This window comes from Pararhodobacter oceanensis (assembly GCF_003076755.1).
Lineage (GTDB): Bacteria > Pseudomonadota > Alphaproteobacteria > Rhodobacterales > Rhodobacteraceae > Pararhodobacter > Pararhodobacter oceanensis.
Genome location: NZ_QDKM01000001.1, coordinates 581,197 through 603,232, shown reverse-complemented (window position 1 = coordinate 603,232; position 22,036 = coordinate 581,197). Strand labels below are relative to the sequence as shown.

At 62.8% G+C, this 22,036-nt stretch carries 22 protein-coding genes and 1 tRNA gene; 7 read left to right on the top strand and 16 right to left on the bottom strand.

Annotated features, from left to right (window positions below; translation table 11 throughout):
- The first annotated feature begins 11 nt into the window (after nucleotides 1-11).
- On the top strand, nucleotides 12-443 hold the full coding sequence (locus tag DDE20_RS02650; RefSeq protein ID WP_116556876.1) for an Lrp/AsnC family transcriptional regulator: 432 nt from the start codon (nucleotides 12-14) through the stop codon (nucleotides 441-443).
- 58 nt (nucleotides 444-501) lie between these two features.
- Here the strand turns inward: DDE20_RS02650 and DDE20_RS02645 are convergent, their stop codons facing one another.
- Nucleotides 502-1,692 carry a pyridoxal-phosphate-dependent aminotransferase family protein gene (locus DDE20_RS02645; protein ID WP_116556875.1) on the bottom strand — a complete coding sequence of 397 codons (1,191 nt, stop codon included), beginning with the start codon at nucleotides 1,690-1,692 and terminating at the stop codon, nucleotides 502-504.
- A 172-nt stretch (nucleotides 1,693-1,864) separates the two neighbouring features.
- Between DDE20_RS02645 and ygfZ the strand changes: the two genes are divergently transcribed.
- A complete protein-coding gene (gene ygfZ / locus DDE20_RS02640) occupies nucleotides 1,865-2,674 on the top strand; it encodes a CAF17-like 4Fe-4S cluster assembly/insertion protein YgfZ (RefSeq protein WP_116556874.1) in 810 nt (269 codons plus the stop codon).
- Nucleotides 2,675-3,150: 476 nt separating this feature from the next.
- Here ygfZ and DDE20_RS02635 read toward each other — a convergent pair whose 3' ends face one another.
- From DDE20_RS02635 to DDE20_RS02595, 9 genes are all read right to left on the bottom strand, one after another.
- The gene (locus DDE20_RS02635; RefSeq protein ID WP_116556873.1) at nucleotides 3,151-4,512 is read right to left on the bottom strand and encodes a glutamine synthetase family protein; all 1,362 of its coding nucleotides are present in this window, start codon (nucleotides 4,510-4,512) and stop codon (nucleotides 3,151-3,153) included.
- Nucleotides 4,513-4,523: 11 nt separating this feature from the next.
- Nucleotides 4,524-5,216, bottom strand: a complete 693-nt coding sequence (locus tag DDE20_RS02630) for a type 1 glutamine amidotransferase (RefSeq protein WP_116557232.1) — start codon at nucleotides 5,214-5,216, stop codon at nucleotides 4,524-4,526.
- 7 nt (nucleotides 5,217-5,223) lie between these two features.
- Complete coding sequence (locus DDE20_RS02625; protein WP_116556872.1) at nucleotides 5,224-6,558, bottom strand: glutamine synthetase family protein; 1,335 nt, start codon at nucleotides 6,556-6,558, stop codon at nucleotides 5,224-5,226.
- A 3-nt stretch (nucleotides 6,559-6,561) separates the two neighbouring features.
- Nucleotides 6,562-7,413, bottom strand: coding sequence for an ABC transporter permease (locus tag DDE20_RS02620; RefSeq protein ID WP_116556871.1), 852 nt, complete (start codon nucleotides 7,411-7,413; stop codon nucleotides 6,562-6,564).
- On the bottom strand, nucleotides 7,410-8,291 hold the full coding sequence (locus DDE20_RS02615) for an ABC transporter permease (protein WP_116556870.1): 882 nt from the start codon (nucleotides 8,289-8,291) through the stop codon (nucleotides 7,410-7,412). The genes DDE20_RS02620 and DDE20_RS02615 overlap by 4 nt, the downstream gene beginning before the upstream one ends.
- 51 nt (nucleotides 8,292-8,342) lie before the next feature.
- On the bottom strand, nucleotides 8,343-9,086 hold the full coding sequence (locus DDE20_RS02610; RefSeq protein ID WP_116556869.1) for a transporter substrate-binding domain-containing protein: 744 nt from the start codon (nucleotides 9,084-9,086) through the stop codon (nucleotides 8,343-8,345).
- A 51-nt stretch (nucleotides 9,087-9,137) separates the two neighbouring features.
- Nucleotides 9,138-9,950: an ABC transporter ATP-binding protein gene (locus DDE20_RS02605; RefSeq protein ID WP_276308521.1), complete on the bottom strand. Its 813-nt coding sequence runs from the start codon at nucleotides 9,948-9,950 to the stop codon at nucleotides 9,138-9,140.
- A 192-nt stretch (nucleotides 9,951-10,142) separates the two neighbouring features.
- Nucleotides 10,143-10,811: a rhomboid family intramembrane serine protease gene (locus DDE20_RS02600; protein WP_116556868.1), complete on the bottom strand. Its 669-nt coding sequence runs from the start codon at nucleotides 10,809-10,811 to the stop codon at nucleotides 10,143-10,145.
- Between the two features lie 186 nt (nucleotides 10,812-10,997).
- Nucleotides 10,998-11,888, bottom strand: a complete 891-nt coding sequence (locus DDE20_RS02595; RefSeq protein ID WP_116556867.1) for a serine hydrolase domain-containing protein — start codon at nucleotides 11,886-11,888, stop codon at nucleotides 10,998-11,000.
- Nucleotides 11,889-12,047: 159 nt separating this feature from the next.
- On the opposite strand from DDE20_RS02595, the gene DDE20_RS02590 reads away from it, so the two are divergent.
- Together DDE20_RS02590 and DDE20_RS02585 are read left to right on the top strand one after the other, a co-directional pair.
- The gene (locus tag DDE20_RS02590) at nucleotides 12,048-12,335 is read left to right on the top strand and encodes a LysR family transcriptional regulator (RefSeq protein ID WP_116556866.1); all 288 of its coding nucleotides are present in this window, start codon (nucleotides 12,048-12,050) and stop codon (nucleotides 12,333-12,335) included.
- 302 nt (nucleotides 12,336-12,637) lie between these two features.
- Entirely contained in the window at nucleotides 12,638-13,171 is a 534-nt protein-coding gene (locus DDE20_RS02585; RefSeq protein ID WP_116556865.1) for a glyoxalase superfamily protein, read from the top strand.
- A 145-nt stretch (nucleotides 13,172-13,316) separates the two neighbouring features.
- Here the strand turns inward: DDE20_RS02585 and DDE20_RS02580 are convergent, their stop codons facing one another.
- Complete coding sequence (locus DDE20_RS02580) at nucleotides 13,317-14,138, bottom strand: sugar transferase (protein WP_240607815.1); 822 nt, start codon at nucleotides 14,136-14,138, stop codon at nucleotides 13,317-13,319.
- Between the two features lie 537 nt (nucleotides 14,139-14,675).
- Here DDE20_RS02580 and DDE20_RS02575 point away from each other — a divergent pair.
- Both DDE20_RS02575 and aspS read left to right on the top strand, forming a co-directional pair.
- Nucleotides 14,676-15,524, top strand: coding sequence for an ExeA family protein (locus DDE20_RS02575; RefSeq protein WP_116556864.1), 849 nt, complete (start codon nucleotides 14,676-14,678; stop codon nucleotides 15,522-15,524).
- Nucleotides 15,525-15,643: 119 nt separating this feature from the next.
- Complete coding sequence (aspS, locus tag DDE20_RS02570) at nucleotides 15,644-17,422, top strand: aspartate--tRNA ligase (protein WP_116556863.1); 1,779 nt, start codon at nucleotides 15,644-15,646, stop codon at nucleotides 17,420-17,422.
- 130 nt (nucleotides 17,423-17,552) lie between these two features.
- Here the strand turns inward: aspS and DDE20_RS02565 are convergent, their stop codons facing one another.
- On the bottom strand, nucleotides 17,553-17,999 hold the full coding sequence (locus tag DDE20_RS02565; RefSeq protein ID WP_240607814.1) for a disulfide bond formation protein B: 447 nt from the start codon (nucleotides 17,997-17,999) through the stop codon (nucleotides 17,553-17,555).
- Between the two features lie 11 nt (nucleotides 18,000-18,010).
- Complete coding sequence (locus DDE20_RS02560) at nucleotides 18,011-18,589, bottom strand: YqaA family protein (protein ID WP_116557229.1); 579 nt, start codon at nucleotides 18,587-18,589, stop codon at nucleotides 18,011-18,013.
- Nucleotides 18,590-18,713: 124 nt separating this feature from the next.
- Between DDE20_RS02560 and DDE20_RS02555 the strand changes: the two genes are divergently transcribed.
- Nucleotides 18,714-18,799, top strand: a tRNA-Leu gene (locus tag DDE20_RS02555).
- 55 nt (nucleotides 18,800-18,854) lie between these two features.
- On the opposite strand, the gene rfbD is transcribed toward DDE20_RS02555, so the two are convergent.
- The 3 genes from rfbD to rfbC are packed head-to-tail and all read right to left on the bottom strand — an operon-like array spanning nucleotide 18,855 to nucleotide 21,393.
- Entirely contained in the window at nucleotides 18,855-19,730 is an 876-nt protein-coding gene (gene rfbD / locus DDE20_RS02550) for a dTDP-4-dehydrorhamnose reductase (protein WP_116556861.1), read from the bottom strand.
- 56 nt (nucleotides 19,731-19,786) lie between these two features.
- Nucleotides 19,787-20,827, bottom strand: a complete 1,041-nt coding sequence (gene rfbB, locus DDE20_RS02545) for a dTDP-glucose 4,6-dehydratase (RefSeq protein ID WP_116556860.1) — start codon at nucleotides 20,825-20,827, stop codon at nucleotides 19,787-19,789.
- Complete coding sequence (gene rfbC / locus DDE20_RS02540; RefSeq protein WP_116556859.1) at nucleotides 20,824-21,393, bottom strand: dTDP-4-dehydrorhamnose 3,5-epimerase; 570 nt, start codon at nucleotides 21,391-21,393, stop codon at nucleotides 20,824-20,826. The genes rfbB and rfbC overlap by 4 nt, the downstream gene beginning before the upstream one ends.
- Nucleotides 21,394-22,036 lie beyond the last annotated feature (643 nt).

Genomic DNA, 22,036 nt, shown 5'->3' with positions numbered 1-22,036 from the left:
GGCGAAGTGACATGGATGATCTCGATAAGGCTCTGATCGGGCATTTGCGCACCGACGCGCGGCAATCGGTGGCGACTTTGGCGCGCAAATTGCGGGTGGCGCGGACCACGGTGCAATCGCGGCTCGACCGGCTGGAAACCAGCGGTGCGATCGCCGGATACACTGTAAAACTTGGCGCCGAGGCGCTGCGACCCCTGATCCGCGCCTCGGTGCTGGTGGGGATCGAGCCGCGCTCGCAGGCGGCGATTCTGTCGCGGCTGCGGGCGATGCCGGAAATCGAGCGCGCCTTTACCACCTCGGGGCGATTCGATCTGCTGTTGCAGGTCGCCGCCGAGAGCACCACGGCATTGGATGCGGTGCTCGATGCGGTCGGTGGCTTGCCCGGTGTGCGGCTGTCGGAGAGCCTGATCCATCTGACCACGCGGATTGATCGCGCGCAGTAACGGCGGGTTAAGGTTAATGGATAAGGGTTAATGCGAGGGTTAACCCCATCCGCGCCGGTTAACCCTGTGCGATGGCGCTGGTTGCGGCCTCCAGCGCGCCGGAACCATGGGCGATTCCCAGCGCCTTCATCCCCGCATCCATCACCGCCAGCGCGCCCAGCGTCATATGCGCGTTGACATGGCCCATATGGGCGAGGCGGAAGAACGCATCGGCCTGCGGCGATCCCGGCGGTGCCATGCCGAGACCGACGCCAAGGGTGAGCCCGCCGTGATCCTCGCACCAGCGCCGCAGCCGCGTGCCATCGGGGGCGGCGAGGCGCATCGCGGTGACCGCATGGCTGCGCGCCGCAGGGTCCTGGATATTGAGCGCGAAGGCGCCCTCTTGCGACCAAGCTGCGCCCGCTGCCCAGACCGCCTGCGCCAAGATGCGGTGGCGGTGAAAGACCGCCTCCAGCCCTTCCTCCGTGATCATGGTTAAAGCCTCGCGCAGGCCGAACAGGTGGTGGGTGGGGGCGGTGCCGTAGAAATGCATGTAGAAATGCTCGGCATCGGCGCGGTTGTCCCAGTTCCAATAGGGGCTGCGCCGGTCGCTGGTTTTTGCCACCGCGCGGGCCTTCTCGGAGAAGAACACAAAGCCCAATCCCGGCGGCGTCATCACGCCTTTCTGGCTGGCCGCGACCATCACATCGACGCCCCAGTCGTCCATGCGGAATTCGTCGCAGCCCAAGGAGGCGATGCAATCGACCATGAGCAGCGCAGGATGGTTAAGATCATCCATTAACCTTCGTAACATCTTGATATTATTGCGCACTGTTGTTGCGGTATCGACATGGGTGACCAGCACCGCGCGAGCGTTTGGCTGGGCGCGCAGCGCCGCCTCGCAGCGTTCCAGATCAATCGGTGCGGCGGTGCCAAAGTCGGTGAGCGCGATCTCGACGCCCAATTGCTGCGCGTTCTCGGCCCAGCCGTGGCCAAAGCGGCCGGTGGCCAGCACAATCGCCGTATCGCCGCGGCGCAGCGCGTTGGAATTTGCCGCCTCCCATGCCGCGTGGCCGTTGCCGATATAGATCGTCGCATGTTGCCGCGTTCCGGCCAGCGCCTTGAGGTCGGGCCAGAGGCTTTCGGTGAGCTGCAACATCTCGCCCTCATAGATATTGGGCGCCGCGCGGTGCATCGCGTTGAGCACCCGGTCGGGCATCACCGAGGGGCCGGGCGTGGCCAGATAGCGGCGGCCATTGGCGAGTGACATGGGCGGCTCCTTAACATGTGAGGTGATGGAAACTTTAGGAGCGGTCTCGGTGGCCGTCAATTCGCCTTGAGCGCTGGGGTTGGGTTTGTGGGGCGGGGAGTGCGCGGTTTCTTGTGCGGGGGCTGTGCAAGCGGTTCGCGCGGTCCTATATCGGCAGGGAATGGAGGCCAGAATGACCCAAGCCAAGCTATCCCCCACCCTGTCACCCGACGCCCGCTGCGCGCCCGCCAGTGGCCGCGCGATCCTGCAAGTGAGCGGCGAGGACCGTGTGAAATTGCTGCAAGGACTGGTGACGCAGGATCTGGAGCGTGTGGCGCGTGACGGCATCGGCTATTCGGCCTTGCTGACGCCGCAAGGCAAGCTGATTGCCGATTTTATGCTGGTGCATCAAGAGGATGCGCTGTTGATCGACATGGATGAGGCGTTGGCCGAGGATCTGGCGCGGCGGTTAACCATGTTTAAGTTGCGCTCAAAGGCCGAGATTGCGCGTCTGGAGATGCCGGTGACCCGCGGGATCGGGCCGATGCCCGAGGGCGCGCTGGAGGATCCGCGGCATCCCTCCTTGGGTTGGCGGCTCTATGGCGCGGCGTTGGAGCAAGGGGAGCCGGTGGATTGGGACGCGCTGCGGATTGCCGCGCGGGTGCCGAAAATCGGGCTGGAATTGCAATCGGGCGATAGTTTCATTCTGGAACTGGGGTTCGAGCGGCTGCACGGGGTGGATTTCCGCAAAGGGTGTTTTGTCGGGCAGGAGGTGACCGCGCGGATGCATCACCGGACCTCGCTGCGGCGGCGCTTGATGGTGGTCTCGCTGTCGCAGCCGGTGCCCGCGGGGAGCGTAGTGGTCAATGAGAACGACCGCGAGGTCGGGGTGGTTTACACGCAGGCCGAGGGCAGGGGGCTGGCGCATCTGCGCGTGGACCGTGCCGAGGGGGTGCTGCGCGCGGGCGAGGCCGAGGTTCGGGTGTTGGATAGCGGGGAGTGAGGGCTGTAAGGGCAGCGCGGTCACGAAGGGCAAAGCGAAGCGCCGCCCCGTGGGGGCGTGACGGCGCTGCCCGGCATAGTTGCCGGGCGGGGCGGTTGGTTGAAGTGCCGCGTTTAACTGTCTGTTGAAATCCGCTTGTTGCTAACATGTGCTGTCGCTTGGATAGGGCGGCGCCGGACCGAGGGGCAAGCGGAGCGCCGACCCCCCAGTTGACGAAATACGGGGTCGGTTCGGCGCTGCCCGGCGCTGCTGCCGGGCGGGGCATTTGGTTGACGTGCCGCGTTTTATTGTCGGGTGAAAGGCACTAGTTGCCAACCTGTGTTGCCGCCTGAATAGGGTAGCGCGGTCACGCGGGGCAGAGCGGAGCGCCGCCCCGGGGGGGCGTGGCGGCGCTGCCCGGTGGTTCCCACCGGGCGGGAGATTGGAATGAGGCGCGGCGAGAGGCTGGGCGACCATTCCCCTCAATATTGGTGCCGCTACACGTTCATCAGCAGATGCTGGCGCTCCCAGGGGCTGATCACCGCCTGAAACTCGGTGTATTCATGCCGTTTCACCGCTGCATAGAGGGCGGCGAAATCCGCGCCGAGGATCTCGCCCAAAGCGGTATCCTCGGCGAAAATATCCACCGCTTCGCCCAGCGTCATCGGCAGCCCGTCATCGCCCATATAGGCGTTCACCGTGCATTCCGCGCGCGGCTGTTTTTGCTCGCGCAGGCCCAAAAGCCCGCAGGCCAAAGAGGCGGCGAAGCCGAGATAGGGGTTGCAATCCATCCCCGCCAGACGGTTCTCGACACGCCGCGCCTCGGGCGCCGAGATCGGCACCCGCAGCCCGGTGGTGCGGTTGTCGCGGCCCCATTCCAGATTGATAGGGGCAGCAAAATCAGGGACATAGCGCCGGTAGCTATTGACATAGGGCGCCAGCAGAACGGTCGCGGCGGGCAGATGGGTCTGCATCCCGGCAATGAAATGCATGAAGGCGGGGGTCTCTTGCCCCTCGGCATCCGAGAACAGGTTGCGGCCCGTCGCGCGGTCGATCACCGAATGGTGGATATGCATCGCCGAACCCGGCTCGCCCTCGATCGGTTTCGCCATGAAGGTGGCGTAGCAATCATGGCGCAGCGCCGCCTCGCGGATCATCCGCTTGAAGAAAAAGATCTGGTCGGCCAGCGCCACCGGATCGCCATGCGCGAGGTTGATCTCGACCTGTCCGGCGCCGCCCTCTTGCAGGATGCCGTCGATTTCCAGACCCATCGCCTCGGCGAAATCATAGATGTCGTCGATCACCTTGCCGTATTCATCGACCGCCGACATCGAATAGGCCTGTTTCGCCGCCGCCACTCGGCCCGAGCGGCCCATCGGCGGCATAATCGGCATATTCGGATCGGTGTTGCGGGCGACGAAATAGAACTCCATCTCGGGGGCGACCACCGGCGTTAACCCTTGTTCGGCGTAAAGCTCGACCACCCGTTTGAGCACATTGCGCGGCGCCATCGGATAGGGCTCGCCCTTTTGGGTCATCGCATCATGGATCACCTGCAGGGTGATATCCGCGGTCCAGGGCGCGGCGGTGGCGGTGGCGAGATCCGGCACCAGCGTCATATCGGGCTCTTTGTACTCATCCTCACCGGCGGGGGCGTCGGCCCATTCGCCGGTGATGGTCTGCAAAAAGATCGAGGTCGGCAGATAGAAATGCGATTGCGTGTCGAATTTGAACGCGGGCATGGCTTTACCGCGCGCCACACCGGCAATATCGGGCAGGATGCATTCGACCTCATCAAGCCGCCGACCGGCGATGTAATCGCGCGCCGGATCGGGAATTTTGCTTTGCCAATTGCTCATCGGAAACCCCGTTAGGAAGAGGAGGCCGCGACTCGCGCGGCTTTGAAAAATGCGGCGATCTGGTTGGCGATCTGCGCGTTGTCCACCGGTAGATCAAGCCGCGAGGAGGCGCGCGCCAGTAAATCATCAGGCACCACGCCGCGCCCGCGGTGGGTGATCAGCCCCGAGATGAACGCAGCGTCAAATTCAGGATGCGGTTGCACCGAATAGCCCTTGGCGCCGTAAGACAGCGCGGCATGGCGGCAGAAATCCGAATGCCCCACGGTTTGCGCGCCTTCGGGCGGGCGGATCACCTGATCCTGATGCCAGGCATTGAGCCGCACGGTCTGGTCGCCGAAATGATAATCGGTGGCGCCAATCGCCCAGCCCTCCGAGAATTTCTCGACCTGCCCACCGAGGGCCTGCGCCATGATCTGATGGCCAAAACAGACCCCCGCCACCGGCACCTCGGCCTTGAAAGCGTCGCGGATGAAATCCTCGAGCGGGGGGATGAAGGCGTGATCCTCATAGACCCCGTGTTTGGAGCCGGTGATCAGCCAGCCGTCGCAGGCGGTGACCGCAGCGGGGAACTCCATATCGACGACTTTAAAGGTCTCGAACTCGAACCCCTGACCCGCCAAAAGCCGCTCGAACAGTTGCGGGTAATCGCCGGTTTCCAACAGGATATCAGGCGCATAGCCGGTTTGCAGAATGCCGATTTTCATCATTGCCTCACACGGTATCCAGATAAAGCTCAATTGCCTCTTCGGTGGAGAGCTCGGCCATATAGCGGATTTCCTGACGCTTGGTGCGCAACAGATTCTCGATCAATTCCTTGGAGAATATCCGCGCCATATCGGGGCAGTTTTCAAACGCTGCCACCGCGTCGGGCCAGGTGGTCGGCAGTTGCGGCAGGTCCATCGCATAGGCGTTGCCCTTGACCGCGGGCGGCGGGGTCAGCGCGTCCTCGATGCCCAAGAGCGCCGAGCCCAACACACCGGCGATCATCAGATAGGGGTTGATATCGCCGCCCGCCACACGGTGCTCGATGCGCCGCGCCTTATGGCTGCCGGAGGGGATGCGCAGCGCGGCGGTGCGGTTTTCATAGGCCCAAGCGATGCCGCTGGGCGCGTGGTTGCCGGGCACAAACCGCTGGTAGCTATTGGCATGGGGCGCGAGCAGAAGCATCGAGCCGGGCATCGCGCGCAGACAGCCGCCGACAGCGTTGAGAAACACCTCCGAGCCCTTGGCGGTGCCATCGTCAAAGACGTTATTGCCGTCCTTGTCGTTCATCGAGAAATGCATATGCATGCCGCTGCCCGGCCAGTCGTCATAGGGTTTGGCCATGAAACTGGCGGCAAACCCGTGGCGCCGTGCAATCCCGCGCACCAGCAGTTTGAACAGCCAAGTGTCATCGGCGATTTTCAGCACATCGTCGGAATGCAGCAGATTGATCTCGAACTGGCCAATCCCGGCCTCGGAAATCGCGGTTTCGACCTCGATATCCATCGCCTCGCAGGCGTCATAGAGATCGGTGAAGAAGTTATCAAAAGCATCGAGCGCGCGCAGGGCCAGGGTATCGGCACCGGGGCGGCGTTTGCCCGAGCGCGGCGAGGGCGGCACGCGCAACTCGCGCCCCGAATCGTCGATCAGATAGAACTCCAGCTCGGTCGCGCAGACCGGATAGAGCCCGCGGTCATGGAAGCGTTTGACCACATTGGCCAGCGCATGGCGGGGGTCGCCCTCAAACGGGGTGCCGTCTTCGTGGAACATCCACAAGGGCAAGAGTGCGGTCGGCGCATCAAGCCATGGCATCGGCAGAAATCCGCGGTCGGTGGGTTTGAGCACCCCGTCGGCATCGCCCGAGGCAAAGACCAGCGGGCTGTCCTCGATATCCTCGCCCCAGATATCGAGGTTCATCACCGAATAGGGAAACCGCGTGCCCTCTTTGAGCACTTTATCGGCGAAACGCACCGGAACCCGCTTGCCGCGCGCCTGACCGTTGAGGTCGGAGGCGGCAACGCGGATGGTTCTGACAGAGGGGTGATGGCGCAGCCAGTCACGCATGGGTCACCTTAAATATTGCGGCCTGAACCGGAATTTCGCGCGCCTTTCCTGCGGCAGATGACGGTTCAGACGGCGGTTGATGCGACCAAAGATTGCCACGATCGCCAAGGTTAACGCGACAAAGAACGCGGCAACCAGAGGGTAGGCGACGAAGGGGTTGAAGGTTTGGTCGACGAAATAACGCGCGTAGTAGAAAGCCTCGCCAGACTGTTGCCGCGCCGGAAAGGCCGAGAGGAAGACCAGCGTGGTCGAATGGGTCAGAAAGATCGCCTCATTTGTATAGCTGGGCCACGCCAGCCGCAACATATTGGGCCAGACCACGCGGCGGAACTTGGTGAAACCGGACATCCCGTAGGCCTCGGCGGCTTCGAGATCGCCCTTGGGCACCGATTTCAGCGCGCCGTAAAACAGCTCGGCGGAATAGGCGGTGGTGTTGAGGATCAGCACGAACAGCCCGCCGACCTGCGCCGTGGTCAATGCCGAGGTCTGTAGGGTCAGCGTGGTAAAGCCGAGCGGGATCTCGATGCCCGCGCGCGGCAAAAGCACAAAAGCCGAGTAGAAAAAGAAGAACTGGATGAACAGCGGCGAGCCGCGGAAGGTAAAGATAAACGCTGCCGCCGGACGCCAGAGCCACGGGCTGGCAGAGTTGCGCGCCAAGGCGACGGCGGTGGCCATAAAGAACCCCAGCGCGATCGCCACGGCGGCGAAATAGATGTTCCAGATCAAGCCGCTGCCGATCAGCGCGACCTGATCGCAAAAGCTGATGTCGGTGCCGCGGGGCAACAGGCGTTCACCGTAACCGCGGCCCAAGGCGCGCAGGGCGTAGCCGCTGAAACTTTCCCAACAGGTTCTCATGCTGTGGCCCTGCGCAGGCGTTCACCCTCGGCAGTGGCCTGCCCATGCGACAACCGCCGCGTCAGCCATGAAAACCCGCGCTCGGAGGCCCATGTCAGCAGCAGGTAGAACACCAGAAGGATGGAGAAATACCACATCCGCCAATCGGGATGGGGATAGCTGTAGAGCGAGGTTTTCTGCGCCCCCAACTCCCGCGCCCAATAGACAACATCCTGAATTCCCAGCAAAAACAGCAAGGGCGTGGCTTTGATCAGGATTTGCCAGATATTCGACAGGCCGGGCAGGGCGACCAGCCACATCTGCGGCAGGACAATCCGGCGGAAGGCTTGTTTGCGGGTCATGCCATAGCTTTCGGCGGTCTCGATCTGGGCATGGGGCACCGCCTGCATCGCGCCGTGCAGCGTGTTGGCAACAAAGGCGCCAAAGACCAGCGCAAAGGCCAGTATCGCCATCGCAAAGGCGTAGAGATTGCGCACCCAAGCCGGCGCATCCACGGGCGGCATTTTGGCGTCGCGGCAGACCAGAAAATCATTGCCTTGCCGCACCGGCTGGTCCCAATCGGGGCAGTTGACCAGATGCAGCAGGTATTCGATGCCTTGCCCCAAAGCGATGGGCACAAACAGGAAAAACACGATATCAGGGACGCCGCGCACGATATTGACATAGAAGCGCCCGAGCATGGACAGCGGCCGGATTTGCGAGCGCAGCATCATCGCGCCCGCCATCCCCATTGCCAGCGCCGCCGGAGCCGTGACCAGCAATAACGCAATCACCGCGCCAAAGGCACGGTAGAAATCGAGATGCGTGGCGCTGGTGAGGAAACACGAGAACCACCACCAGCCGTCAAGCACGGAAGGATCGGCGCAATAGGAAAACATAATGTCTCGGGGTCGCGAAAAACGGGGGCAGGTCTCCGCCCCCGTCTGGGATTATTCGTAGAGTGCGCCGTCTTCGCCGAACCACTCGGTGATCAGCGCATTGAGCGAACCATCGGCCTTCATCTCGGCAATCGCGGCGTCAAAGATCGCGCGCAATTCGTCGTCGGACTGGCGGATGCCGACACCGATACCGCCACCAAGGCCCAGATCGGAGCCGACAAATTCCAGCTCGCCGTTGGAATCGGTGACATAGGGCACCAAGAACGCTTTGTCGGCGATCACCAGATCGGCCTCTTCGTTGCGCAGCGCCGCGATGGTCTCATCGGGGGTCGGGAATTCCAGCAGATCGGCGCCGGTTTCCGCGACATGGGCCGCCTGAATGGTGCCGGTTTGCGCAGCGACCACACCGCCTTCGATCAGGTCTTCCGAGGCGCCTGCGAGGCCGATATAGGCGGTCGGCTCGGGCAGGAGGTAGTTTTCGGTGAAGGAGATGACCTCCATCCGCGCTTCGGTGATGCTCATCCCGGCCATGATCGCATCATAGTTGCCGGCCACCAGATTGGGGATGATCGTGTCCCAATCATTGATCACCCATTCGCAGGTCAGACCGGCGCGTTCGCAGAGCGCATCGCCCAGATCGCGCTCATAGCCGTCCAACTCGCCGGTGGCGTCATTGATGAAGTTATAGGGCGCATAGGCGCCTTCGGACCCGATGCGGACCACGTCTTGCGCCATCGCGCCAGAGGCGGCAAGGGCCAAAGCGGCGACGGCACTGGTCAGTTTCAGTGAATACATAATCATCTCCTGTTGATGGTGGTTTTTTGGTTGAACCCCAGCCGGTATACCCTAGCCCGATTGGCTGGCGCTGAGGAATTGCTGCAGGCGCTCGGATTTCGGCGCGCCAAAGACAGCCTCGGGCGGGCCTTCTTCTTCGATCAGCCCTTGGTGCAGAAAAATCACATGATCGGATACGTCTGCCGCCAGCCGCATGTCATGGGTGACGATCAGCATCGTGCGCCCCTCATCGGCCAGCGCCTTGATCACCCGCACGACCTCTTGCTCGAGTTCAGGGTCCAGCGCCGAGGTCGGCTCGTCAAACAGCAGCGCGCGCGGCTCCATGCAAAGCGCGCGGGCGATGGCGGCGCGTTGTTGCTGGCCGCCGGACATCTGCGCGGGGTAGACATCGGCCTTATCGCCAATGCCGACCTTATCCAGCAGCGCGCGGGCGCGGGTCTCGACCTCGGCGCGGGGCTGTTTGAGCACCGTCAGCGGGGCTTCCATCACGTTTTGCAGCACCGTCATATGCGACCAGAGATTGAAGTTCTGGAACACCATTGCCAGATTGGTGCGGATACGCGCCACCTGTCCGCGATCGGCGGGCTGGCGTGAGAGGCCGGTGCCTTTCCAGCGCACCGATTCGCCCTCGAAGACGATCTCGCCCTGCTGGCTGTCTTCCAAAAGGTTGCAGCAGCGCAGTAGCGTCGATTTGCCCGAGCCCGAAGAGCCGATCAGCGAGATCACCTCGCCGGGGTGGGCGGTGACATCGACGCCCTTGAGCACTTCGAGCGCGGCATAGGCTTTGTGCAGCCCGCGGATGGCGATGACCGGCACGGTGTCGGCGGCCGTGTCAGAGGTCGGCTGCGTGTCTGAGGTCTGGATTTGGTCGTCGGACAGGGCTGTCACAGAAGGGCCGCCAGTTTTTTGATCAAATTATGGGTTGCAGTAGGGCGTAGTATGACGCGAAATGCAACGGTGTAATAGCAGGTTTGTCAACGCTTCCTTTGCGGCGCCCCCTGTGGCTTCTATTGCGGGATTGCGCAAGGTTTGCCGTGCCAGCGGGCCGGGGCGGGGCTATCGCGGTGGCGCCTTACGCCGGTGGTCATGGGCCAGCGTCGGGGTGGCGATCCGCGCGACCAGCGCGCCGGCCAGATAGCCGCCCAGATGCGCCTGCCACGCCAGCATCCCGCCGACCAGAAAATACAGCAGGACATTCATCACCACCAGCCCCAAGAGCATCCGCAAGACCGGCTGCAGCGGCGCGCGAAAGGCACGGCGGCGCTGGAAATCCCAATACATCGTCGCCCCGAACAGCCCGAAGACCGCGCCCGAGGCCCCCAGCATCGGGGTCTCGCCACTGGCCAGAAGTCCGTAAGCCGCGCCGCCACCAATCGCGGTTAACAGATACATCAGCAGAAACCCGCGCGGGCCCAGCCGGATCACCGTCTCGCGGCCCAGATGCAAAAGGATCAGCATATTGAACAGCATATGCATGAACCCGCCGTGCAGGAACGCATAGCTGACAAACATGGTCACGCGCTGGCCGGGGAACAGCGGGTTCCAGTCGCGCAGCAGCTCGGGCCAGAAGGCGCCGTAGATCATCGCCGTGCCGCGCAACGAGATACTCTCGGGCAGCATCGGGTCGATCAGGGTAAAGAGGGCCTCGAGAATGGCGCAGATCCCGACGATGAGTATCAACACGGGGGCGTGGCGCTGGACAGGGGCGTTGGGCTCGGAAGTCATGGGCAGTGAATGTCAGGCCGGGGGTAGCGGTGCAAGCCCCTTAGCGCATCTGACGTAGCGCGCAGACTGGCTTTGGACGACGGTTTAGGAAGGCTGCGACCTTGAGGGCGGGGCGTTCTTCGGGTGCATCGTCCCGCAGACACCGGCGAGGCGGCGACGGCCTTGTTGGCGCGGCGGGTTGATCCGTTAGGGGGCAACGGCAAGCCCTGCCGCGGCAAATTCTGCAACCCCCTCGGCAGTCCCGTCGGTGAAAGAGGCCACGGTGACCGGATCACAGGCATCGGGAAAATGGTAAACCGCATTCACGCTAAACGGCCCGCCGCCGGAATGCCCCACCGCTGTGCCCGCCTGTTGCACCGCGCCGGACATCAGCCCCAGCGCATACCCACAGGCCACCCAAGGCCGCCCCTCAAGCGCCCCGCCAAGGGGGATCGCCGCCAGCATCTGGCGCAGGGTCGCGGGCTGCAACAGATCCCCCGTCATCAGGCCATGCAAAAGCCGCGCCGCATCCTGTGCCGTGCCGGTCAGGCAGCGGTGATAGACCCAGTTCGGATCATAGCCACGCGCGGCCTCCCAATGCAGGTGATGAAAATCCTCGGGGGTTCGGGCGAGCCTGATACTGTGCAAATCCAAGGGCTTGCAGATCATCGCATTGATGACCTGATGCAGCGGTTGCCGCGTGGTGGCTTCGATCAGATCGACGACAAACATATAGCCGATGTTGGAATAGGACCAACCTTGCGCCGGCTCGAATAGCATCCCCTCGGCCAGCGTCACAGACAGCAGTTTTTCACGTGTCCAAGGGCGTTCCCCTGCCGCAACCGCGCGGTGATACGCGCGGCGCTGCGTATAGTCGGGCAGGCCCGAGCTATGGTTAAGCAGTTGGCGCAGCGTATAGGGCTTGCCACTGAGGTTTTCGTCCAGATCAAGCGCACCGCGTTCAACCAGTTTCAGCGCACAGATCGCAATCACCGTCTTGGTAAAGCTCCAATAGGGGAAACGCGCATCGGGTGAGCCGATGGCGCCTTCGCGGCCAGAATTGGTGATCCAGTAGGAGTGGACGGGGTGAGCGGTCATCTGGCGACTGTCCGGCATCGCCTGTCAGCTGTCAATTTGGGTGCGACGCTGGCGGCGGCCATCATGAGCCCCGATCTGCAGGCGGGGCGCTCCGTAAACACAGCATCGGGGCGCGGGTTGCATTTGCGCGGCGGGGGGTGATTTGGTAGATTTCCGTCGATGAATGACGCGCAACGCGACTATGATATTGCCCGGTTACGGACATTTGTTGCCATCGTCAAAACCGGCGATCTGCAGGCGGCTGCCGAACAGTTGAAAACCTCGCATGCGCAGGTGAGCGTGCGGCTGCGCAGTCTTGAGGACCATTGGGGCGTCGAGTTGTTCAAAAGAACGCCCAGCGGGATGATCCTGACCGCGGCGGGCGCGGCGCTGCTGCCCAAGGCGCGGGCGATATTGGCCGAGAGCAACCCCAACCCGATCCGCAAGCGACATGATCCGGGGGGTTAGGGGGAACAGCGGGTTTGCGCTGCCGAGCCCATCCAGCGGACATGGGAGCAGAGCGACCGGCAGAACAGCGCGCATCGGGCAAAGGTTCTCGCGGATATCGGCGGGGTGATCCGCGCTGAACAGGCCGCGAATCCGTCTTGACGGGCAGGCGAAACTGGTGATGCTCGGCCTTGGTTTCGTGCTACCAGCCGTGCGCATCCTTCGGGAATGGTGAAAGACACTTTGAACAGACCCTCGTTTTCCGGCCAGCGTTCGGTCGGTAGTGCGCACGCCGCTGATGATACGCTGGCATGGAGACAGATATGTTCAGTCCAGATCAGGCCAAATCCATGGCCAAGAGATTGCGCGTCGCCCTCGCCGCCGATGCGGTCGAGGTTTCCCATGCGAGAGCCCTCGAATTGATCGCCGCGAGCTTTGGCTTTGTCGATTGGAACACCGCAGTGGCGTCGCTGACACGGGGCGGACCCGAGACTATCGCCTTCACCGGTTGCAGCCCGATATTGCGCATCTTTGACGAGGCCAAGGCCCGCGAATTCTACTGCGGGTTTCTGGGGTTTACCGTGGCTTTCGAGCATCGGCACACGGCGGATTTGCCGCTTTATATGGCGGTGGAGCGCGCGGGATTACAGCTGCATCTCTCCGAGCATCATAATGATGCCAGCCCCGGTGCGAATGCCTTTATCCCGACCACGAACCTGCGCGCCCTGCATGCTGAGGTCATGGCGCGGAACTACCCGTTCAACCGGCCGGGGCTGGAAAAGCTGCCTTGGGGATTGCAAATGCAGGTCCATGATCCGTTTGGCAATCGCCTGCGGTTTTGCGAACAGGGATCATAGGCCGGATCTGGTCACACGGCCCGATGCGGGTGAAGCTGCGGGCGCCGGGCCTTGCGAGACCCGGCGCTTTGACCAGTCGGGTTAACCACTGACGTGCGAGGATTGGGGCAGGGCGGCTAGGGGCGGAGCGCAGCCAGCGTCCGCGTCAATAACCAGTGGCGTGCCAGATGGCGCCGAAGGTCGCGGCCATGATCCGCACGTCGCGCCAGAAGCCGAGGCGCTGGGCATAGCGCAGATCCAGCACCGCGCGCAGATCGAAGGATTCGGCGTTGCGGGCGGTGACCTGCCAGAGGCCGGTGATCCCCGGACGCACGCCCAGATAGGCCTGCGGATAGCGGTATAGCGGCATCTGGTCGGGCAGCATCGGGCGCGGGCCGACAAGGCTCATATCGCCAGCCAGCACGTTTAAAATCTGCGGCAGCTCATCCATCGAGGTCTTGCGCAGCAAACGGCCCACCGGCGTGATCCGCGGGTCGGATTTGAGTTTCTGGGTCAATTCCCATTCGGCCCGCAGATCGGGGTCGGCGTCGAGATATTCGTCCAGCCGGTCCTCGGCGTCGGGCACCATGGTGCGCAGTTTCCACATCCGGAAACGCTTGCCATGCAGCCCGAGACGCTCTTGGGCGTAGAACGGATTACCGCCCTCGATCCAGAGCGCCGCCGCCAGCATCACCAGCACCGGCAGGGTCAGAAACAGCGCGATCAGCGCCAGCGTGATATCGAACAACCGCTTGCCCAAACGCGCATAGCGGCTCTGGAGTTGCGGCAGTTCATCGGGCGCGAGCGGCACCGGCACCACCACCTCATGCGGCGCGGGCGCGTCAAAATGCGTGTCATAAAGCGTGGGCTGGGGGAGGGCATAGGGCTCACCGGCGGAATAGCTCCACGGCGATTGATCGCCCATCGCGGGCAGCGGCCCAAGATGAACGCCCGAGTAATCGGGATAATTGCGGTAATGCAGGGTCATGGCAGCCCTCTGATGTGTCAAACACCGGCCGCCACTCCCCCAAGCGGATTGCCGATTAACTTATGACATGTTTTAGCCGCTTTTCAGTCAAAAGGAAAACAAATTAGAGCCAAATTGGCGCAAGCCTGTGGTAAACTCTTCGTTGTCAGGTGGTTAGCACAGATGCGCATTGCGGAATGCGTTGCAAAATGCGAAGAATGCCGGATTATAGGCTTATTGTTTCGACGCAAGAAACAATCACCGGCCAATTGCCGCGATGCGCCGAACCCGGTGCATTATGGTTAACGCGATTTCCGGGGAGAATACACCGCAGGCAGGCCGGACTCGAATCACTTTTGCGGCGGCCACGGGGCAACGGGGCGCAGCACGGGGCGCGGATTTTGCCCCGCTGCCGCGAAACCGCCGCAGGTTTTTGGTAATGTCGCCCAAGTTGCCCTATATCACCTGGTGCATTACAGCCGCGCTTGCGCCGTCCGGTTTTCGGCGGGCGCGGGTGTCATCGCGCAATCATCGAAGCAAAGGCAGTCGGAACAGGGCATGTCGCAGGCGTTAAGCTATTATCTGGAACATTTCGGCCTGCGCGAGCGGCCCTTTGCGCTGGCGCCGGATCCTGAATATCTGTTCTGGTCGCCCGCCCATCGCGGCGCCTATGCGATGCTGGATTACGGGTTGAGCACCCGCGCGCCGATCACCCTGCTGACCGGCGAGATCGGGGCGGGCAAAACCACCCTGCTGCATCATTTCATCGACACGCTGGACGAAGAGGTGACGATCGGGATGATCTCGAACGCGCGGATGGGGGTGAATGACATCCTGCGCCGCGTTTGTGCTGCGCTCGGGCTCGAGGTGGCAACGGGGGTGGATAGTTCGGATAAATTCGCGCTGATCCAGAGTTTCCTGCAGGGCCAGCACCGCGAGGGCAAACGCGTGCTTTTGGTCATTGACGAGGCGCAGAACCTGAACCGCGATGCGCTCGAGGATCTGCGGATGCTGACCAATATCAACGCCGGACGTGACGAGGTGCTGCAACTTCTGCTGGTTGGCCAGCCCGAGTTGCGGGCGATGGTGCGCCGCCCCGATCTGGTGCAATTCGCCCAACGTGTCGCCGCCTCTTACCATCTGCCGCGGCTCGATGTAGTGGCGACCGGCGGCTATATCGCCTCGCGCATCCGGCAGGCGGGGGGCAATCCGGGGATTTTCAGCCGTCAGGCCGCGCAATTGATCCATGAGGCGACCGAGGGTGTGCCGCGGTTGATCAACCAGCTGTGCGATCTGTCGCTGACCTACGCCTATGCCAATGAAGCGCAGATGGTGAAGCGTGACACCGTGGCACAGGTGCTCGCTGACGGGGTGTTTTTCGCCGCCGGCGGTGCGGCGGACGCCTGAACCGGCATTTTCCCCATTCCTTGCGGGATGTTTGACGCCGAAGCCGGGCCGCGGGCTTGACTTCGCCGCCTTCAACCTGTGTATCCGGTCAATCCTTAGTCCTACGCACGGAGCCCGTGATGCACGCCTTTCGCAGCCATACCTGCGCCGACCTGACCGCTGAAAATGTGGGCCAGACCATTCGCCTTTCGGGCTGGGTGCACCGTGTGCGCGACCACGGCGGCATTCTGTTCATCGACCTGCGCGACCATTACGGGATGACGCAGGTGCTCTGTGATCCAGACAGCGCCGCCTTCGCGCAGATGGAAAAGGTGCGCGCCGAATATTGCATCCGCATCGACGGCGAGGTGAAGGCCCGCGCGCCGGAACTGGTTAACCCGAAGCTGCCGACCGGCGAGATCGAGGTCTTCGTGCGCGAACTCGAAGTGCTGGGCGCGGCCGATGAACTGCCGCTAATGGTCTTTGGCGAGCAGGAATACCCCGAGGAAACCCGCCTCAAATACCGCTTTCTCGACCTGCGCCGCGAGGCGATGCAGGACAATATGAAACTGCGCGCCGATGTGGTGATGTCGATGCGCAAGCGGATGTGGGACAAGGGCTTTCGCGAGTATCAGACGCCGATCATCACCGCCTCCAGCCCGGAAGGTGCGCGCGATTTTCTGGTGCCCTCGCGCCTGCATCCGGGCAAATTCTATGCCCTGCCGCAAGCGCCGCAGCAGTTCAAACAGCTGATGATGGTCGCCGGTTTCGACAAGTATTTCCAGATCGCGCCCTGTTTTCGCGATGAAGACCCGCGCGCCGACCGTTCACCGACCGACTTTTACCAGTTGGATATGGAGATGTCCTTTGTCACCCAGCAGGATGTGTTCGACACCATCCAGCCGGTGCTGCAGGGCGTGTTCGAAGAGTTCGGCGGTGGCCGCAAGGTCGACACCGACTGGCAGCAGATCTCCTTTGCCGATTCTGCGCTCTGGTATGGCACCGACAAGCCCGACCTGCGCAACCCGATCAAAATGCAGGTGGTCTCCGAGCATTTCCGCGACTCGGGCTTTGCGATCTTTGCCAAGCTCTTGGAGCAGGAGGGCACCGAGATCCGTGCGATCCCCGCACCCAAGGGCGGCAGCCGCAAATTCTGCGACCGGATGAATAAATTCGCGCAAGAACAGGGGCTGCCCGGCATGGGCTATATCTTCTGGCGCGATCAGGGCGAGGGGATGGAAGCGGCGGGACCGCTGGCGAAAAACATCGGGCCCGAGCGCACCGAGGCGATCCGCCAGCAGTTGGGGCTCGGCGTCGGCGATGCGGCCTTCTTCCTCGGCGGCAAACCCAAGGCGTTTGAAGGCGTCGCGGGCCGTGCGCGCACGGTGATCGGCGAGGAATTGGGGCTGACCGACCACAACCGCTTTGCTTTTGCCTGGATCGTCGATTTCCCGATGTATGAAGCCGACGACGAGAGCGGCGCGATCGACTTTTCGCACAACCCTTTCTCGATGCCGCAGGGCGGTATGGCGGCGCTCGAGGGCGATCCCTTGGAGGCGCGCGGCTACCAGTATGATCTGGCGTGCAACGGCTATGAACTCCTGTCCGGCGCGATCCGCAACCACAAGCCCGAGATCATGTTCAAAGCCTTTGAACTGGCGGGCTATGGCGAGGACGAGGTGCGCAAGCGCTTTGGCGGTATGGTCAATGCGTTCAAATACGGCGCCCCGCCGCACGGTGGCTGCGCCGCAGGGATCGACCGGATCGTCATGCTGCTGGCCGATACCGCGAATATCCGCGAGGTGATCATGTTCCCGATGAACCAGCGCGCCGAAGACCTGATGATGAACGCGCCTTCCGAGCCGACCAACGAGCAGCTGCGCGAATTGCGCCTGCGGGTGTTGCCGCCGGAAAGCTGAGCGTTGCGGGCTTTCGGGCCGTGGCCAGCGTAAGACAAGGAAAACCCCGCGTGCCGATTGTGGCGCGCGGGGTTTTTTTGAGTATTTTTGGCAAGATGAAGGGGTGGGGCGCGCGTAACGGGATGCGGTTTTAGGCGCGGCGCATGGCGATCAGCCAGACCAGCATCAGGCCCAAAGAGGCGAGCCCGTTCCAGCTGGCCATCGACAGGCCCAGCATCTCCCATGCGACATCGGTGCAGCGCACCACCGGCGCGGCAAGGATCTGGTCAAGGAGTTGCTCGGGGCTCAGCGAGCCGATATTGCCGCCGCCCGAGCAACTGTCGGGACCGTCCCACCAGAGCCGCTCGACACCGGTGTGATAAAGCCCCAGCGCCGAGGACAGTGCCATCACCGCCGCGCCCAAACCCATCAACCAGCTGGTCGGGATGAACCACGCCACCAGCCCCAGCACGAAGGCCAAGGCATGGGGCCAGCGCTGCCAGATGCAGAGCTCACAGGGCGCGAGGCCGACGACATATTGAAAGAAGAACGCGCCAGCCAGCAGCGCCGCCGAGCCAAGCCCCGCTATGAATGCCAATGACCAATCTCTCACAGGAATTTCACCGCATAGAATCCGCCAGCCAGTAGAACGACGAAGAGGATGGTCATCAAGCCCAGACGCCGCTCGATAAAGTCACGAATCTGTGCGCCGTAGCGGTGCAGCAGCCATGCGACCAGAAAGAAGCGACCGGCGCGGGCGACGATCGAGGTGATGATAAAGGTCGCCAGCGGCAGGCCGGTCCAGCCCGACATGATGGTGATGACTTTATACGGGAACGGCGTCAGACCGGCGATCAGCACCGGCCAGAACTCGAAGGAGTTGAAGCGCTCGCTGAAGGCTTCCATCGAGTCGACCTTGCCCAGCGATTCAAGGATCGGCAGCCCGATCTGCTCATAGGCCAGCGCGCCGATCGCATAGCCCAAGAGCCCGCCCAGCACCGAAGCCACGGTCGCCACGGCGGCGATTCGGAAGGCTTTGGAGGGCGTCGCCACGATCATCGCGATCATCAGCACATCGGGCGGGATCGGGAACACCGAGGCCTCGATAAAGGCGATAAACGCCAGTGCCCAGAGCGCTCGCGGGTGCGCGGCCAGTGAAATCGTCCATTCGTAGAGCGTTCTGATGATGTGCATGTATCGGGTCCCGTTTGTCCGATCACGGCCTTGCCCTATGGCTTTGAAGCCGTCAAGCCGCAGGATGGGGGATTTGACCCATTGACCGTGCCCGACAGGCAGGATAAATCGCCCCTGTGCCCGAGTGGCGGAACGGTAGACGCAGAGGATTCAAAATCCTCCGCCCTAACGGGTGTGTGAGTTCGAATCTCACCTCGGGCACCAATATTCCGGAGTTTTGAGTGGTTTTCGGTCTGGTTTCAGGCCGGATTTGGCGTGTTCAGCCCTTGGCTTTGATATCCGCGATGATCTGCGGCAGGGCGGCGCGCCAATCGGGGCGGGGGATGCCGAAGGTGTCAAACAGGCTGCGGCAATCAAGGCGGGAGTTGAGCGGGCGCGGGGCCGGTGTCGGATAGGCGCTGCTGGGGATATCGGTGATCTGGCAGGGCAGAGCGGCCGCTTGCATAATCGCGCGGGCGAAATCGGCCCATGAGGTGTCGGGCGTGCCGGAAAGATGGTAAACGCCGGACTTCTTGGGCGTCTCGCGCAGTTGTTCGGCGACGCTCAGGCAGGCGGCGGCAATTGCCTCGGCCGGGGTCGGGCCGCCGATCTGGTCGGCGACCACCGAGAGCGTGTCACGGGTGGCGCCTAGGCGGCACATGGTTTTGATGAAATTCGCCCCGTCGCCCGAGACCACCCAACTGGTGCGCAGCACCGCATGGATACCCTGCGCGGCACCCACCCCCTGTTCGCCGAGGAGTTTCGAGCGGCCATAGGCGTTGATCGGGGCGGTGGGGTGATCGGGGGTAAACGGGGTGCTGCCGGTGCCGTCAAACACGTAATCGGTGGAGATATGCACCAGCGGAATGCCCTGCGCGGCGCATGTCTGCGCCATCGCGGCGGGGGCGGCGCCGTTAACCACGCTGGCGGCGGTTTCATCGGCCTCGGCGTCGTCAACGGCGGTATAGGCGGCGGCGTTGATCACCGCCGCGGGGCGCGTGGCGCGGATCGCGCGGGCGCAGGCGGCGGGGTCCATGAGATCGGCATGGGCGCGGGGCAGGAATATGGCCTGATGGGGGCCCTGTGGATTGTGCCCTGTCAGCCGCTTGAGCGCCAAAGCCACCTGTCCCGTTTCGCCGAATACCAACACTCTCATATGCGCTCACATCTCTATTTCGGGCACGCCGCGCGCGCCGTTTGGGGCTTGCCGGATTACGCCTTGGTGCCGAGCCGCTCGCCGACGCCCGCGCGGGCTTGCAAGGGCCGCCACCAGTCCTCATTCTCCAGATACCATTCCACGGTCAGCCGCAGCCCCTGTTCCAATGTCACCGAAGGCCGCCAGCCCAACTCGGTAGAAATCCGTGTCGGATCAATCGCATAGCGCAGATCATGGCCGGGGCGGTCCGTGACATAGGTGATCAGTCGGTCATGCGGTGCGGCATCGGGGCGCATCTCGTCCAGTAGCGCGCAGATCATCCGCACCAGATCAATATTGCGCGCCTCATTCTCGCCGCCGATGTTGTAGCTGCGGCCCAATGCGCCCTGTTGCAGCACCAAGAGCAGCGCCTCGGCGTGATCCTCGACATAGAGCCAATCGCGCACATTCGCACCCTCGCCGTAGATGGGGATCTCCTTGCCCGCCAGCGCGTTCAGGATCACCACCGGGATCAGCTTTTCGGGGAAGTGATAGGGGCCGTAATTGTTCGAGCAATTGCTTAGGACCACCGGCAGCCCGTAGGTCTCATGCCAGGCGCGGACCAGATGGTCGCTGGAGGCTTTGCTGGCCGAATAGGGGCTGCGCGGATCATAGGGCGTATCTTCGGTAAATTTACCATGATCACCGAGGCTGCCATAGACCTCATCGGTGGAGATATGGTGAAAGCGGAAGCCCTCGGGCCGCCCCTGCGCCTGCCAATAGGCACGCGCCGCCTCGAGCAGCACATAGGTGCCCGTGACATTGGTGCGGATGAAATCGCCGGGCCCGTCGATCGAGCGGTCGACATGGCTTTCGGCCGCGAGATGCATCACCGCATCGGGGCGGTGGCTGGCAAAGACGCGGGCAACCTCGGCGGCGTCGCAAATATCGACCTGCTCGAAGGCATAGGCGGGGCTGTCGGCGACGCTGGCGATATTCTCCAGACAGGCGGCATAGGTCAGGCAATCAAGGTTCACAACCTCATGCCCCTGCGCAATCGCCCGGCGCACCACGGCGCTGCCGATGAAACCGGCGCCGCCGGTGATCAGGAGTTTCATACCCCCTCCATGGTAAAGGGCGAGGTCCAATCCGCGAAGGCGGCGGCCGCGGCGTCTTTAGGCGAGACCACGGCGGTGGTGAGGTCCACGCCCCAGTCAATCGCCAGATCGGGATCATTGAAATGCACCGCGCCCTCGACCTCGGGCGCGTAGCGTGCAGTGCATTTATAGGCGATCTCGGTGTCAGGTTCGAGCGTGGCGAAACCGTGCAGAAACCCCGGCGGGATCCACAATTGGCGACCGTTCTCGAAGCTAAGTTCCTCTGCGATCCATTGCCCGTAAGTCGGTGATCCGCGCCGCACATCCACCGCGACATCTATCAACCGCCCGCGCGCGCAACGCACCAGTTTGCCCTGCGCAACTGGGGGTGCCTGATAGTGCAGCCCGCGCACCGTGCCACGCGCGGCGCTGAAGGAGTGGTTGTCCTGTACGAAATGCGGCAGGTGCAATCCGGCCTCGCGTAGGGTCGCTTCGTTCCATGTCTCGGCAAAAAACCCGCGGGCATCGCCAAAGCGGCGCGGGGTAAGGAGGAAGACGCCGTCAAGCTGCGTCGGGTCGATTTGCATATCTGGCCTGTCTATTGTCGGGCGCCTCTGAGGCGGGCAAATGCGCGCCAAGTGTCAAAGGGATAGCCAAAGCGGCCTTATCGCACAAGCGCGCTGCGGGGCAGGGGGCGGCGTGAGGCCCCTGCGGCAAAACACGGGGCGCCGAATCACCTTTGGCATGGATATGTGAACAATCTGCGCGCAAGCGGCCCATTGGCCCGATTTCAGAAACGCAAACCGTGGCAAACCCCGGCAAAGCGCCGGTAAATTGCGCGTGATTTCGCATTTCGCAAATTGCGACAATACTAATCCATAGGTTGTGGGCGCCGCTGGGACTGTGGCGGCAATGGCGCAATTCGGGCGGTCAATTGGCCGAAATATGGCAAAACTGCGATGCGCGGCGTTCTCATTTTGGAAACGCCCGCGGTGGAATTAACCAATTTTGCAAGCCCGCGGGACGGTGGCGCGCGCTGCTCGCCAAGGATTCTTTTTTGTTTTTGTTGAGAATTTGTTATAACTACTCAAGGTCTCTGATTGGAGATCCGGGCCGTGGGGGTGGTCCGAGGGACGGCTGCCAAACCTGTTCCGGGGTGGAGACAATCATTTCAACCATGGCGTTTGCCGTGGCCTGCCCCTGATCCGATTTGGCGCCCATAGTTCGGGT